Annotated in this window: 11 protein-coding genes and 1 pseudogene; 2 read left to right on the top strand and 10 right to left on the bottom strand. The window is 34.8% G+C overall.

Translation table 11 applies throughout. The features are described from left to right. Positions 1-256 precede the first annotated feature (256 nt). Positions 257-2,182, top strand: a complete 1,926-nt coding sequence (locus tag NSA47_RS12640) for an oxidoreductase (RefSeq protein WP_257532543.1) — start codon at positions 257-259, stop codon at positions 2,180-2,182. Positions 2,183-2,629: 447 nt separating this feature from the next. On the opposite strand, the pseudogene NSA47_RS12635 reads toward NSA47_RS12640, so the two are convergent. The 10 genes and pseudogenes from NSA47_RS12635 to NSA47_RS12590 form a co-directional block, all read right to left on the bottom strand. Then, positions 2,630-3,647: pseudogene (locus NSA47_RS12635) on the bottom strand (EF-Tu/IF-2/RF-3 family GTPase); the annotation flags it as partial. 342 nt (positions 3,648-3,989) lie between these two features. Beyond that, positions 3,990-4,475 carry a P-loop NTPase family protein gene (locus tag NSA47_RS12630; RefSeq protein ID WP_257532542.1) on the bottom strand — a complete coding sequence of 162 codons (486 nt, stop codon included), beginning with the start codon at positions 4,473-4,475 and terminating at the stop codon, positions 3,990-3,992. Between the two features lie 56 nt (positions 4,476-4,531). Continuing rightward, complete coding sequence (locus NSA47_RS12625; RefSeq protein WP_257532541.1) at positions 4,532-5,152, bottom strand: DUF6037 family protein; 621 nt, start codon at positions 5,150-5,152, stop codon at positions 4,532-4,534. 366 nt (positions 5,153-5,518) lie between these two features. Then, positions 5,519-6,715, bottom strand: coding sequence for a class I SAM-dependent rRNA methyltransferase (locus NSA47_RS12620; RefSeq protein ID WP_257532540.1), 1,197 nt, complete (start codon positions 6,713-6,715; stop codon positions 5,519-5,521). A 131-nt stretch (positions 6,716-6,846) separates the two neighbouring features. After that, complete coding sequence (locus NSA47_RS12615) at positions 6,847-7,248, bottom strand: DUF2500 domain-containing protein (RefSeq protein ID WP_257532539.1); 402 nt, start codon at positions 7,246-7,248, stop codon at positions 6,847-6,849. Between the two features lie 239 nt (positions 7,249-7,487). After that, a complete protein-coding gene (locus NSA47_RS12610) occupies positions 7,488-8,504 on the bottom strand; it encodes a YkvI family membrane protein (protein ID WP_257532538.1) in 1,017 nt (338 codons plus the stop codon). Positions 8,505-8,663: 159 nt separating this feature from the next. Further along, complete coding sequence (locus NSA47_RS12605; RefSeq protein WP_257532537.1) at positions 8,664-9,536, bottom strand: VanW family protein; 873 nt, start codon at positions 9,534-9,536, stop codon at positions 8,664-8,666. 178 nt (positions 9,537-9,714) lie between these two features. Then, positions 9,715-10,431, bottom strand: a complete 717-nt coding sequence (locus NSA47_RS12600; RefSeq protein WP_257532536.1) for a MerR family transcriptional regulator — start codon at positions 10,429-10,431, stop codon at positions 9,715-9,717. Position 10,432: 1 nt separating this feature from the next. Further along, complete coding sequence (locus NSA47_RS12595) at positions 10,433-11,266, bottom strand: Hsp33 family molecular chaperone HslO (protein ID WP_257532535.1); 834 nt, start codon at positions 11,264-11,266, stop codon at positions 10,433-10,435. Positions 11,267-11,820: 554 nt separating this feature from the next. Beyond that, positions 11,821-13,737, bottom strand: coding sequence for an NAD(P)/FAD-dependent oxidoreductase (locus NSA47_RS12590; protein ID WP_257532534.1), 1,917 nt, complete (start codon positions 13,735-13,737; stop codon positions 11,821-11,823). Positions 13,738-13,818: 81 nt separating this feature from the next. Here NSA47_RS12590 and NSA47_RS12585 point away from each other — a divergent pair, with 81 nt between their 5' ends. Next, entirely contained in the window at positions 13,819-15,477 is a 1,659-nt protein-coding gene (locus tag NSA47_RS12585) for a PucR family transcriptional regulator (protein ID WP_257532533.1), read from the top strand. Positions 15,478-15,802 lie beyond the last annotated feature (325 nt).

Below are 15,802 nucleotides of genomic sequence, written 5' to 3'. Positions count from 1 at the left end.
CAGTAATTTGGATAAGTTCAAATTATTTTTCTGTTTACTAAGTGATTTCCCTAGGGCTTTTAGCCAGAAAATTTGTTTAAAATTTATCATTGACCCACCAGTCACCCTTTGATATAATACCCTTAAAGTAACCGGCCGGTTACCCATAGTTGTAATATTGATTATTAAAATTTCATCCTTTTGTAAAAATGCCCTCTCCAAAAACCTTGGATATTGAGTGTTTTTACAATATAAATCAACAAAGGAGGTTATGATGATGAAAACATTAAATGCAAGTCCTATTTTTACTCCTATTTCCATTGGAAATGTTAAACTCAAAAATAGGTTAGTTGTCTCCCCTATGGTAACTGTATACTGTGATCCTGATGGAATGGCCACTGAGCGCTTTATTGTTTATCATGAAACAAAGGCTAAAGGCGGATGGGGCGCGATAATTGTAGAAGACTATGCGGTAGATCCATTAGGAAGAGGATTTTGGACTCCAGGATTATGGAAAGATGAGCAAATCCAATCCCATGCAGAGTTGACCGAGAGAGTACATAGGGAGGGATCTAAGATTATCGCCCAAATATATCATTGTGGAAGGCAAACTACTCCAGCAGTGATTGGAGAACAACCTGTTTCAGCTTCCCCCTTACCCTGTCCTGTTTTAGGAGCTATTCCACGGGAATTAACTATTCCAGAAATTAAAAAGATTGTTTCACAATTTGGCGACACAGCTCTACGGGCAAAAAAAGCGGGTTTTGACGGTGTTGAAGTCCATGGTGCCCACGGCTATTTAATTGCACAATTTATGTCAAAGTACTCAAATAAACGTTGCGACGAATATGGTGGTTCCTTAGAAAACCGTTTACGCTTTCCTCTAGAAATAATAAAAGATATCAGAGAAAAATGTGGTCCAGATTTCATGATCGGTTTTCGAATTTCAGCAGACGAGAAAGTTCCTGGTGGACGTACTATTGAAGAAACCAAAACCATTGCCATAAAGTTAGAAAAACAAGGTATTGATGCCCTACATGTTTCTGCAGGAACCTATGAGTCAACATGGGCAATTATCCCTCCTATGAATATAACACCCGGGTGGATTGTGAACTACGCTGAAGAAGTCAAAAAGGTTGTAAACATTCCCGTTATGACTGTGGGACGAATCAACGACCCCTTCTTAGCCGAAAGTATACTTTTGTCAGGAAAAGCTGATCTTATTGCCATGGGCAGGCCCTCTCTTGCTGATCCTGATCTACCAAATAAATTTGCTAAAGGCCAGCATGATGATATTCGGCATTGTATTGGATGTCAACAGGGTTGTCTAGAAACTCTATTTAGAAATGAGCCCATACGATGTTTAGTGAATCCAACTTTAGGTTATGAATACTTAGAGGAACTTAAGAAAACAGAGCAACCCAAAAATATAACAGTGGTTGGCGCAGGACCAGCTGGACTAGAGGCAGCAAGGACAGCTGCATTAGCTGGTCACAAAGTGACCCTTTATGAACAAACAGACCATTTTGGTGGGCAATTTGCTACAGGGGCTATCCCTCCATCCAAAGGGGATATGTCATCTTTTGTATCTTGGCTGGGCAATCAAATAAAAAAACTGGGTGTCGATATTCAATTAAATACAAAGTATACACCCGCCATATGCGATGAGGAAAAACCAGATGTAGTCATTATTGCCACAGGAGCTACTCCTAATAAGCCACCTATTTCTGGTATAGATGGTGAAAATGTTCTTAATGCTGAAGATGTACTGTTAAGTAAAGTATCGACTAATCAAAAGGTAGTCATTGCAGGCGGAGGGATGATCGGATGTGAAACCGCTCTTTATCTTGCTTCATTAGGTAAAGAAGTGACTATTGTTGAAATGTTGCCTACCATTGCTAATGATGAAGAATTTACTAGACGTGTATTACTCCTAAAAAATATAGAAGAAAATCATATAGAAGTCATCACAGATGCGAAAATTACTAGCATCAACTCCAATGCTGTACAGATTGAAAAAAGCCAAGAAACAATAAATATTCCTGCGGATACTATTGTCTTAGCTTTAGGTATGAAATCGAACAATTCCCTTGCTCAAGAATTAGAAGGTAAAGCACCTCTCAAGATTATAGGTGATGCAATAGAATCAAGAAATGCACTTGAAGCAACAAGAGAAGGTTTTTTAGCTGGTGTTGAAGTTTAAATTAAGAATATACAGATTAATGATTTACATTTCCAATCCAGAAATAGTTTAGTGTTTTAAAAATTTAGAAAAGAAAAGCAAATCCCTCTGAGGCAAGAATGTCTTCGAAGGACTTGCTTTTCTTTCCCTATAGTTATCTATCACATTTTCAAGCTATTCTCAATATACATTTCAACATTATCATCCGCCTGCACAATCTTTATATTATGCTCTTTATACTCCAAAGTAAAATTTATTATAGCCGATGGAGGTCTATGTCCTTTAAAAAATGAATTGTACGTAATTATTGTGATTATCATTCGAACAGACTTAAGGTGATACTAAAGATGTCATCGGTTGATATTCCTCTCTTGGTGGCAGGGTATAATTGATATCTCTTATTTCTTTACACTTTTATCACAAAATTTGATCTGATAATCATCTCATTTTTATTTTAATGACTAGGTTTCAACTTTCATCTTGTTTCTGAAATAAATATCTTAAGCCTTCCTTGTTACTATCATTATTTCTAATATCATTAATTATCAGCTCATTATTATATAGATCATAACCGCAAGGCTCAGTAATAAAAATACCCTTTCCATTTGAGTAGGAAAGTAATTCTGCTTGGTAAGATTTTGATGTATCAACAGGTATCTTTCCAGTTAAAGTTGTATCTTCGCCTTTTGCTATTATCTCTACAATAGAAGCCCTCATCTTCCTAAGATCACTCATAATTCTTCCACAAAAATCATTTGGAACTTGAACTGTATATTTTAAATAAGGTTCTAATATTTCAATTCCTGATTTTCGAAGGGCTTCCCAAAATACATAGGGTGTTAAATTCCTAAAGTCTGAATGGATCTTCTTCAGTTAATTCAAGTAATGCTTCTATCAGTTTACTTCTTTTGCTTAAATCATAAGGTTGAATTGATGCCCTCAATGCTGGTTGGGATATCTTTATATCTAAGGCACCATCATATTTTTCACCAATAAAGTCACCTATCTTAAGAGAATTAACATTAGAAATAAGAGCAATATCCCCACTATTAACCTGATCCACCTTAACAATTTCTCCATTCATAATTGATTCCAGACTTTTTATTTTAAGTATTTCATCCGTACTATTTATATGCACCTCTTGACGTGTCTTTATATTTCCACTAAATACTCTTAAGAAGGTAATCTTACGAGATTCTTCATTCCTATCAATCTTATAAACATATGCAGACAAATTATCTGCAGTATTATCATTATTTATGGGAAGATAGTTTGTAATGGCAAATAACAGCTCATCAATTCCAATATTTTTTAGAGCAGAACCATGAAAAATAGGATAGAGATTGCAGTTATTAATCTCATCTAAACATACTCCCTTTCTGTCTATTTTATTCAGAAATATAAGTGTTGGAATATTTAATTTCACCAAGGTATTAAAAATTATTTTGGTTTGAACTTGAGTTCCTTCTTTAGCTGAATTTACTAATTGGGGGCACCATAATCCTGATACTTCATGGACTTTATCTGTTTTTATGTTATGCTTTTATTTCATGATGTTTTTGCTAAAAAGTGATTTCGACGACATTCTGGGGGCTGTATCTAAAAAATCAGATTCTACGTCAGTATTTTTCACTGAAAAAGAGACTAAAATTGTGCATTTCCACTCAGATTTTAGCCCCCTTTTTCGCCCTCAAACCACAACCTCTTATAGTCAAACCCTAACTTTTGCTCTCACAACTACAATACGTCATCAGAATTGTACTCTCAACATGGTTGGATTTGAAAGAACTCTACGCATGGGTATCATAGTTTTATTCCCTTAGCAGCTTCATATAGACTCCAAGTACTTATCCGCTTCTTCTCTTGACTTGAAAATAACAATATTCTTTTGCTTGTTTTCTTTTAGCAAATCATATATTTGCGGTAATTGATCTTCTGGAAAATCTTCAATCCATTGCTTGAACTCTTCATCAAATTCTGTTTCTATCCATGGCATATCCTCTCGTTTTTTTCCAATACGAGATTTAGCACCTGCAAGGCAGACATTGAGTGGATAATCTAAGAGAAATACAGTGTCACATTCCTTTAACCTAATTTCCAGTGTGCGAAGATAGTTCCCATCAATAATCCACTTGTCCAGATTTAATATCTTATTTAACTCTAGGTCAAATTCATCTCTACTGATATTTGTTTTATCCGTTTTATGCCACAGCATATCCAAATAGTAAAGTGGAATCTTCATAGCGTCTCTAAGTTTGCGTGCAAATTCGCTCTTTCCCGCGCCAGGGCTACCAATCACAATCACTTTTTGCATATCTAAACCTCCTATTAAATTCAATCTAACCACGATTTAAAATTCCTACTGAGTCTCTATTTGGAATTATTATTCCCAAAATTCTTTAGAACTGTAGCATCATCATTTTCTTTACTCCTATCATTAGAATAACAGAAGCTAATTCCTATATCATTACGGAAATATTCAAATAACGATGCGCGTAACAATTTTGTTTTATCTGCATTAAATTCGCTTCGTTTTCCACCGTTTGAGTTTCTTTTTACCTTTGTACAGTAAATCATATTTGGGTCTTTCGAATCACTTTTACTAAGCGACCGAGCCATTGCGGTTTTTTCGGATGGTGAAATATTATCAGGAACAGATAGCGGAATTACTTTTCCCAAACGCTCTGTAAATTGACGAAGAATGTCTCCTAAATTTTCCTTATATTCTATTCCAAAATATTTGCGCAAACCTTTTGAATCAATTAGTAGACCACGACAATTTGCCTCTACTTGCAAATCGTCCTCTAAGTCATCCGCTTTCATAAAATGCAATTTTACTAAAGCATATGTATCTACCCTTTTTTCTGCGCCAACAAACCTTTTTACGAGTACAATATATTCGGTTGCTTTGTAACTAAATATAAAGCTACATATTGTCCAATTCTTGCTGACCATATCATCTTTTAAAGATTTCAAATTTTCAAGTGCCATTGATTCCTCCCTCCAATTTCTTAATATCTAATCCTACACTCAATTTCCCCGTTATCAAATCCACAGCCTAAACTATACCCCTAACATTCAAACCAAACACTCACTTGGCTCTCGCTTGCCTTGACAACTAAATCATAGCCTAAACCATCCGAAGTTCCATATTTCCGGTATATTTCTACGGAGGGATTATTTTGACATTTTCACTTGTCTCTCAAAATTCAAAAGCACAACAAATCCCTTGAAATAAGGATTTCCAGACACATTACTTCTTAGTTTTAGACATCAATACCACGCACTCAACTTGTCCGGTAGACAGGAACATGTCCACTACGCATATGAATTAATAGCATTCCAGAGATAAATATTTCAGGGCATTTTTCTAACAAATACTACCTTTAAATAATTCCCTTCTTTAAACTCCTCCATGGTTTTAAAATCTGGGGGGAGAGTATGCTCTTCAAGAATTTTATATTCTACACAGGACTCCTTAAAAGCTTCATGGATAAACTCTTTAAATTTGTCCATATTAAAACTGCTACAATTTGTAGATGCTAATATAGTTCCATTGTCTTCTGTAATTAAAATGGCCTGTTTCAAAAGATTTTTATAGTCTTTCTCTGCACTAAATTTAAAATTTTTAGATGTAGCAAAGCTAGGAGGATCCAGGATTACAAAATCAAATTTCAACTCTTTTCTTAGGGCATATTTAAAATATTTAAATACATCTTCCACAATAATTTCTTGTGTTTTAGCATCGATATAATTGATATTAAATTGTTCTATGGTCTTTGGGAGACTTCTATTGGCAAGATCTACGCTAGTGGTAGTTTTTGCACCCCCTAGAGCTGCAAATATTGAAAACACACCTGTATAGGAAAATGTGTTTAATACGCTTTTATTTTTTGAATATTGATCTCTTACTCTTTTTCTTACTTCCCTTTGATCTAAAAATACACCTACCATGGCACCTTCATTTAAATAAATGGCCAGATTTACACCGTTTTCCTTTACGATAAGGGGTGTCGCTGCCCTTTCTCCCATGATAAAGTCATCTTGCTCTATGTATTTTCCATCTTCACTAAATCTTTTCTTTTGGTAAATTCCTTTAAATTCTACAATCTTTTTTAGAGAGTTTATAACCTCATCTCTAAACTTATATACTCCTTTGCTATACCAGTGAATCACATAGTATCCATCAAAGTATTCAATAATAAGGCCCCCTATTCCATCTCCTTCTCCATTAAAGACTCTAAATGCAGTGGTAGAGGGGTCTTGAAAAAATTTTGTTCTTTTGTTAAGGGCTATGATGAGTTTCTTTTTAAAGAATTCTAAATTGATATCCTCTTGTTTCTTCCTGGTGAGCACCCAACCAATGCCCTTGTTTTGCTTGCCGTAATATCCTCTGGCAATGAATTGACCCTTCTCGTCCACAAGATTTATTATGGAACCTTCCCGCATCTTTGTGTCTATATTTAAAATTGCAGATTTATCTATAAGAGGGTATCCATTTTTGTATTTATTGATAAATTTTGATTTTACTTTAAAACTCACTTGATTTTTCATCCTATCATCCTTTTGCTTTTATGAATACATTTTATTCTTCTCTTATAGTATACCATCTGTATATTATAAACATAATGAGTAGTTCACATTAACTTCTGGGCTTGTACATAGTCTGTGGTACTCCTGACCATCTACCTTCTAGTACGTTCAAATCCCAAATAGCGTGTACCTTGAAAGGCTAGTTTCCCTCTATCATTTTCCACCAACATTCCATATTCAGTATCACGGATTTGAAATTCTAAACGATCTCCACTGTTCACTTCAAAGGTAGCATAATATGTAGTGGAAGATGACATGTGGTGCATATTGTCCGTTCCTGTATTGTGAGGATGGTGATGCACATCTGTTCGTTTTGTTACCACTGTCGCATCAACCGTAAGAACAGGTGATTCATTATTTCTTTTCCATTGCTTGGCTCCTTGTATAGATCGTACAATGATAGTGCCAAATACAAGGACAAATCCTATAGCAATTATTATAGGTACGATGGTGAACATAATGTCATCGAAGCCACCCACAGGCGAAAATTCCATATTTTTTCCTCCTCATATAGAAATAATTTGTATTACTGTCGGTAGCAATTGTTGCAAAATTTGCACCAACTGAATCTCTTGTAAGTTCTCCCCCTTTAAATATATTTTTGATAGGTAGTTTCTAATTTTGATACATTCTAATCTTAGAGCTAATATCCACACTCCTTAGATGTATTTCTTTTATTATACATATTTTCCCACTTTTATGTCCAATTTCATTAACTTCTAAACATTTCCTACTATAATACCACCAATATAAAGATTAATATAAAAAACCCTATTAATCCAAATATAGGGTATATCACGCCTATCAGTTTAGAAAAACCTAATTTGGCTAGTGGGATGGAAGATATACAGAAGGTTATCGCCATAATCATTTTGTATCTACTATTGGAGAACCTATTTATAAAACTAGAACCATTGGCTATTGCCGTAGTAAATACGGCAATCCAAAGAATGATGGCATAAAACTTTCTATAACTGTTACCAATATAATTAGATATTTTAAGCATTGGAATGTCCATTGATGCAACTTCACGATAATATATTAGCATAGGTGATAATATAGATAAACTCAAGATATATAATATCACTCCTCCTACCATACCTCCAAGTATAGCGGTCTTCTTACTATTCATTAAGGGAAATAGTGATGAGAATACTGTGATAATAATCAGGGAATTTGAACCCACGTATAAGAGCGAGGAGGTAAAAAAATTCCCCTTATGAGTTAGATTAATTCCATTAATGCTATGGAAATTATATCCTCCCCTCATGGTTAAATAAAAAGACGTAAACACAATACCTAGGACAAGTAGCGGTACTAATACAGAATTAACGAGAGAAAAGCCCTCTAGCTGAAATAAAAATACCAAAAAAGATAGGATTACCGTTAAAACTATTCCAAAATCAAAGGACATTCCTAATTCTTCCTTAAATATAGCACCACTTCCAGAAATCATTATACTAAATCCAGTATATAGAGAAACTATCATTATAGCATCCAAAACTTTTCCCAACTTTTCACCAAATATTCCGTAGACCAAACCGTCAAATCCTTCTATTTTATTGTTATATATTTTTAAAAGAAGTAAACTCCCTAATAAAGAAAATAATATCCCCGATACTGTTATTCCTATAACTCCTTTTAATCCATATACTCCAAAGAATTCAACTATTTCCCTCCCTGAAGCAAAACCTGCCCCTATTACCGTACCCACATATATGAATGAAATCTTTAACCAATCCCTGTTCATCATATCCCCCCTGATATCTATTACTATTAGTGGGTGGGCTGTAGTATAACATTTTAAAATGGGGTTTTAAAAATTTATGGTGGATAAATGGTAAGGGGATATTTCTCAAAAAAAATCCCCCATATCATATAATAGAATCTAGGGGCTTTATTGGGAGATTTATTTATTTCTTTCTACTACATGGGACATTGGCCAGTATTGACTAATCCCCATATGTTTAGCTTTTGTTTTTCCATCAGAATTGGTTATTGTAACCCATGATTCCACAGAGGCGCCTTCCATACCTTCAACCCGAACTCGTTCTTCCCCTTTTGCCAAATTGGGGTTTGTTTTATAAACTTTAGAAGCCTGAATTCTGTTTAAAATTTTATGATTCCATTCCACACTCGGAGGTTTTTCTTTCCCATATAACGATATATAAAGTCTATTTCCTATACCCTCTGCCCAAATAAATATCGGAAATTCAGTGTTGTTCTTGAATTTAAAATCTTTTGAACCATAGGATACCGTTGCATCCTGTCCATAGGGAACATAGGATACAGGCATGAAGTGATTATATCTTTCTACTATTTCTAAATTGCTATATACTGAAGCATTATATAATGTGGTTGCAACCTTACAAACACCACCTCCAACAGTGTCTGTTGTCTCAGAACCAATATAGGATTGGCCAGCCTTATATCCTTTTTCTTCATCGTATGGTCCAATTGCACTGTTTTGTGAAAATACTTCATTTGGTTCAATTACAATTCCTGCAATGGAGTTTGCAGCCAAATGAACATTAAATTCTTCACTAGGTGATGCATCGTTAAAAACAGTACAATAGGCTGCCATTAAAACGTGCGTACCATTTTCTTTTTGTGCTTTTAAGAATTTATCATTATCCGCCCAGGGCAAATTGTTAACAGTACCCGAAACGTCAGGTATATCGATTTCTATGTTTTTATTTACCTCCACATCATTTGGTATGAGTATAAGAAGTGATATGAGCACAATGGCTACTGCTAAAATAGCATATAACTTTTTTTTCATACTTAATCCCCTCACCAAGTTAAATTTTTATTGACCGTTAAACTATAATTATTACTAAGGTCAAAAAATAATGCATTCCAGGGCTCCTAATTTCAATACATTATAAATTTATCTTGGGACGGAATTAATTTTCTAACCCTCTATCAAGGGCATTATAGACTTGATTTAGTTTTGCTATTCATTCTTCCATCAAACCCATTAAATACATATACAATTCATCAGTTAGTCCATACCTTAACTGTCTATTGCTTTGGGAAGCATGAAAAGCAAAAACTGAATTTTTTATTTGTTCATCTTTTCCTATTAGATTGTTTGTGAAATCATTCCAATAATCCACACACTCTTTTGTCCTTTTATCTGACTTAGACAATTTATTTTTATAACAATAGGTCAATTTAGAAATGAAATTAAACCATTCTGAAGAAGTGTCTTTTCCCGAATTATAGTCCTCTAAGCAATCCTTTAGTTTATCAAATTGTTCCTTGGTGAAATATTTATCCGCTGATGAATTAATAAATGGAAGCATTGCTTGAAAATCCTCCAAGGATAGGTTGTGACTATCTTTAAGTTTTTGCTTTAATGTGAGTAACTTGCTAAAAAGTAACTGTTTTTGTGCAATTTCCTCCTGTACATTGGAAATTTGTATTTCAACTAGATTAAGCACGTTAATGTCCTTTGATTTCATCAAATCCTTTATTTCATCAAGATTAAAACCCATATCCTTCATTGCCATGATCCGATATATTTCTGTAATACTTTGCATATTATATAGTCTATGACCTTTTTCAGTAATTTGGGCGGGCTTTAGCAAACCTATTTCATCATAATAATGTAGGGTTCTGACTGTTATTCCTGTCATACTGGCTAAATCACCAATCTTTATATACTTACTCAATTTACACCCCCTCTTTCATTTTAACGATTGCTTTTAAATCGTCTTTATTAAACAAATACTTACTGCCACATATTCCACATTCTACTTCTTCCTTTTTATTCCTTTGAATAGCTTGTTTTAATTCTTCCATCTCAACGGACATTAGAAGACCAAAAAACATTTCCTTTGAGCAATTACATTCTATTTTTATTTTATATTCTTCTATTACCCGGGCATAGGAAAAGACCTTATTGGGTAACTCTTTGAGCTCTTCAGCACTTAAAAAGACCTGATTGCTATCAATGCTATCTATTACATATTTTAAGTTATTGCTTTGAGCAAAAGGTAGAGGCTGTATCATGCAACCTCTTACTCTTTTATTGGATACCCAAATTCTAAATATTGTTTCTACCTGCTCACTCCTAGAGTAAAAATCTGAAAAGCAAAGTTCTACTGAATCAGAATCTAGCTCTATAGTTCCAGTAAACATTCCTCCCATCCAGCTTCCCCTACTAATGGAAAAGGTGGTCCCTTTTCCTACCAAGTCCTTAAATTCTCCATTAAATATTCTGAGTTTAGAAGAAAATGTACAATGAATATTGCCCTCTCCATCTATATTACAATAAACAGAATGTCCTTCTGGTTTAAATCGTATACTTACATCTAGTCGTTGATCTCTTTCTGTTAAAAAACCACGCAATAAGCAACAACAGGTAAATATTTTGGTATAAAGCTCCTTTGCAAAATCTGTTTCCATTTCTTTTAGACTGCTATGCTCTAATATATCTGTTGTATCAACAATATATAATCTAACTTCCTTATCCTTCGTTAGCAGTTTTAATAAATTATTCTTCATATGAATTCCCTCCTTGAAAACATCGTATATCATGACGTAACGTGAGGTTCAACTCTTTCTTTCTATTTTAATGTAAAATGTAAAGTTAAATTCATGATTGCAAGGGTAAATTCGTGTTTGATGATTTTACTCTTGCACAAAAAGTGGTATTCTGAAATTGGTTAGTGGATTCCTCCAATAAAGGAGGATTATTATATCTAAGAAAAAATTTGTCACCGTAGATGAACTTACAAAAGCAATGGATGGGATAATCCCTTCCTTACAGTAAATAATTCAGGCCTTCCCCATCTAGATATTTTATAAAAAGTAAGGGGAGGGGGTTATTGCTTCCCCCTCCCCTTACTTGTATTAGATTTCTCTAGATATTTCTATAGCTTCTGCAATAGCCTTAATGGCTTTTCTCATTTTTGGAGTATCTCCAATACCATAATAAGAAATACTCTTTTCTTCATGATATTGCTTTACTTTATCCTAATGCATAGACCTAAAATCCACAGCTACCACATATAATCATAATCTTCTCTGCCGGCTATGCATTACTATCCTTTTCTCTATTAAAGAGAGAGGACTGTCCGACGAGCTTCCAGTACTGCATCAGCTATTTTCCTTGGTTCTTGGCAGTCTCCTATAGCATATACAGAGATTTTGCCTTTTAACTCTTTTACAAGATGGTTTTCAGATTTAAGTCCCATGGTCAATACCACAGTATCACAAGGTATAGTGAGGTTTTGTCCATCCTTTTCTACTTCTATGCTTTCTTCATTGATGGCCAGAAGCTTTGTACCAGTATGGACTGTTATATTGTTGTCACTGTATATCATACCTGCAAGCATCATTTCATTCATGGCAAAAATAGGCTCTGGGAGAAGCTTTGGCTGCATTTCAATAAGATTAATCTTCTTGCCCCTTGGAGTTAGGTGTAAGGATGTCTCGCAGCCCACAAGGCCACCTCCTATTACTGCAAGGTTAGTACCTAAAGTACACCTATCCAACATCGCATCTATACCCGTTACCACATTGCTTCCCTCTATACCTGGAATGTTCTTGGGTACCAGGGGTTTGCTTCCCGTAGCAACAATCACTGCATCTGCACCTGATTTCATTACTGATTCAGCGGTTGCTGTGGTACTGTATTTCACTTTTACGCCTAGCTTCAAAAGCTGTGTGCGATAATAATCAATAAGGTAGTTTATCTCCAGCTTAAAACTTGGACGACCTGCCGATGTAAGCATGCCTCCTAGTCGAGTAGATTTCTCCCATAGCTCAACATGATGACCCATCTTTACCGCATCGATGGCAGCTGACATACCGCCAGGACCTCCACCTATGACCAATATTTTCTTTGGTGACTTTGAAGCTTTCAGCTCCAATTCTGCTTCCCGTCCTACAGTTGGGTTTACAGTACAGGAAATATGATCACCAGCAGATACCCGCCCTATACAATTTTCATTACAGCCAATACAGGGAGCGATATCTTCAGGACGACCTTCAGCTAACTTCATTGGAAGATAGGGGTCTGCAAGCAATCCACGACCAATTACCAGAAAGTCCAGCTTATCCTGTTCGAGAGCTGTTTCAGCTTTTTCTACATCACCGAGTTTTCCGTTGGCTGCAACTGGGATAGAAACAGCTCTTTTAATGGCTTCAGAAGCCTTTAGTTGATATATCTGTTCTTGCTGATATATTGGAGGCATAGCTATATACCAACGCATGCCATGACTTCCTGCATCCACATGCAAAAGATGTACCCCTGCATCTTCAAGAAGCTTGGATAATTCAATCCCCTCTTCTATCGTACGGTAACCTTCACTGTCCATGTAGTGATCTGGGCAGTATTTTACAATTAGTGGATAGTCCTCTCCACATTCATCTTTAACAATCTCTATAAGCTCCAATAGGAAGCGAGCTCTAGCCTTTACATCTCCGCCATATCCATCTGTACGCTTGTTCCAAACAGCGCTTAAGAACTGGTCAGTAAGATATCCGCCATAGGCGTGTATTTCAATAGCATCAACGCCAGATTTTTTAGTAAGTTTTACTGTTTCACGGAAACCATCCTGTATTGCCCTTATCTCCTCTACTGTAAGTTCATGACATATAATACTGGGATTATAGATAGAAGGTACAGCTGAAGCAGATACAGGAACATCATAGTTTTTTGAATCTGTGGATATTGCCCCATAGCCAGGCACTATCTGTGTACATACTTTTGCCCCATTGGAATGAATATCCTCTACAATCTTTACAAAATCGTCAAAGGATTCTTCATTTAAAAAGGCACTTTCTCCACTTAACTCCACTGCCTCTGAAGCAAAAATAGGGATGATAATTAATCCAGCCCCACCCTTTGCACGTTCAACAAAATAATCATGACCTTCTATACTAAACCCCTCATTATAACCCATAGGTGCAAATATTACCCTGTTTCTAAGTTCTAAATTGGAAATCTTTCCAGGTTGCAGAATTTTCATAAATACCACTCCTTCATTATTATTTTTCCTTTTGCCAGGGGCCAAGTTGTTTTTAAATAGATAAAGTATACTTTATATTATATGTTAATTAATAAACTAGCAATATTGTATCACGAATATAGAACAGGAATCATTGTTAAAAATAACGATTCTGACTATGCAATATTGTGCTTTTTGTACTATACTATTGTTGAGGTGATCATCATGGAGCTTAGATTTGATAATATCCTATCAAAACTGTCTGCGTATAAAATAGACATATTTCTCAACCAGCATTCAGATATATCCTATAAAGAAGTAAAATTCATATACAGTCATGAAATGAATCTAGATAAAAATATTATATATATCGGAAAGGTATCTATGCTACCGGATAAAATGTATACCTATAAAGATATTGGACTGATCCTTATAAAAGATGATACTTTTGATGCTTCACTATTTCATGTGAATATAGCAGTGCTTCCTGCTGAAACTAATGTATTCAAACTTTTTGATGATGTCCAAAATATATTTAGTTTAAATCGAAAGCTTATAGATAGCTCTGCTGTACTGTTAAACTCCCTAATAAAAGGGAAAGGACTAAAGTACATCGTACAGGTTGGTTCAGAAATATTAGGGAACCCAGTATTTTTAATAGATGCTTCCTCTAAACTTCTTGCTTCTTCAACCAATACAAATGTACATGACTCTATTTGGGATGAGCTGATCAGCCTTGGATATGGTTCACATAAATATTTTTCCCCCTATATTAGTGAGGGTTTTGTGGAAAAGATTACGGCAAATCCGCTGCCTATTATTATCGATTCTGTTTTTATTAAAAATCTTCGAAGGATAGTGGGTAAAATATTAATCAAAGATAAAATTATTGGATATATTTGTATTCTAGAAAATAATCAGAAATTTAAAGAGGAGGATATTAACATTGCAGGCCTGCTTTGTGATGTTATATCTTCAGAAATGAAAAAGAACAAATTATATGAGAATCGTACAGGGGTAATGCATGAATACTTAATCGTAGATCTGCTTGATGAAAGGATCGGAAATTACAAGATGGCAGAGGAAAGGTCAGAGTCCCTCTTCAGTGAACCTTATAGGAATTTTTTAGTCGCTGTAGTGAGCATGCCTGAAAATAATATCAACGCTCATCTTGTAGAACACTTGCGATGGTCCTTTGAGAGTCTTCTTCCTTCATGCAAATCTGTTTATCATAATGAGCAGATAATCATCCTATTAAATACTGAGAACCATCAACAATTGCAGAATATAAAGATAAAACTTATAAATATTTTAAAGGAAAATAATCTTATTGCGGGTTTAAGCCTTATATTTCATAATATAATGGAGATAAAAAAATACTATATCCAGTCTGAAAATGCATTGAGACTCGGGAAATTTCTTAAAAGAAAAAATTATCTATTTGAGTATGACGACCTTTATATTTATGATCTTTTAACACTTATGGCCAAGGATTTAAACCTAAAGGATTTCTGCCATCCAAGCATAAATAAAATAGTAGAGCACGATAAATTAAATGGTACTGATTATTATCATACTTTATATGAATATCTTTTAAATAGTGGAAATGTGACCTTAACGGCCAAGAAACTTTTTATCCATAGAAATACCATGGTCCATCGAATAACTAAGATATCTGAAATATCTGGTATGGACCTAAACAATGGAAACAATAGATTTAAATTATTTTTAACCTATAAAATTATGGAACTCTCTATATAGATAAGTGAGAAAGATTAACCATCTATTGCAAAGGCCATTCCTTAGTCTTTTTTATTCGGAAGTGAAGTGGCTTTATCCCTATTAAAATTCATTCCTGGGCTAGCAAGACAAGCTTTCCTATCCCATAAAAAGATGGTCCAACACCTCTAGGGGTATTGGACCATTATATAACCAATAGCTATAAGAGCACCAACAAATAATGAGGTGACCCCTTAAAGTTAGACTTTATTAGCGAGACAGTTTCGGCTGCCTCGCTATTTTTATGCAGCCTGAAGACTAAGTCTGTATTGCACTGGACTTAGCCATCCAAGTTTCTCTTTAATTC

The sequence above is a fragment of the Irregularibacter muris genome (assembly GCF_024622505.1).
Taxonomy (GTDB): Bacteria; Bacillota; Clostridia; order Eubacteriales; family Garciellaceae; genus Irregularibacter; species Irregularibacter muris.
Note: the sequence above shows the minus strand (reverse complement) of the source record. Positions and strands in the feature narration are given on the sequence as shown.

Bases quoted from the DNA above. Each gene is read 5' to 3' on its own strand.
- NSA47_RS12640 (WP_257532543.1), top strand. From the start codon at position 257: ATGAAAACATTAAATGCAAGTCCTATTTTTACTCCTATTTCCATTGGA.
- NSA47_RS12630 (WP_257532542.1), bottom strand. From the start codon at position 4,475: ATGCAAAAAGTGATTGTGATTGGTAGCCCTGGCGCGGGAAAGAGCGAA.
- NSA47_RS12625 (WP_257532541.1), bottom strand. From the start codon at position 5,152: ATGGCACTTGAAAATTTGAAATCTTTAAAAGATGATATGGTCAGCAAG.
- NSA47_RS12620 (WP_257532540.1), bottom strand. From the start codon at position 6,715: ATGAAAAATCAAGTGAGTTTTAAAGTAAAATCAAAATTTATCAATAAA.
- NSA47_RS12615 (WP_257532539.1), bottom strand. From the start codon at position 7,248: ATGGAATTTTCGCCTGTGGGTGGCTTCGATGACATTATGTTCACCATC.
- NSA47_RS12610 (WP_257532538.1), bottom strand. From the start codon at position 8,504: ATGAACAGGGATTGGTTAAAGATTTCATTCATATATGTGGGTACGGTA.
- NSA47_RS12605 (WP_257532537.1), bottom strand. From the start codon at position 9,536: ATGAAAAAAAAGTTATATGCTATTTTAGCAGTAGCCATTGTGCTCATA.
- NSA47_RS12595 (WP_257532535.1), bottom strand. From the start codon at position 11,266: ATGAAGAATAATTTATTAAAACTGCTAACGAAGGATAAGGAAGTTAGA.
- NSA47_RS12590 (WP_257532534.1), bottom strand. From the start codon at position 13,737: ATGAAAATTCTGCAACCTGGAAAGATTTCCAATTTAGAACTTAGAAAC.
- NSA47_RS12585 (WP_257532533.1), top strand. From the start codon at position 13,819: ATGTTAATTAATAAACTAGCAATATTGTATCACGAATATAGAACAGGA.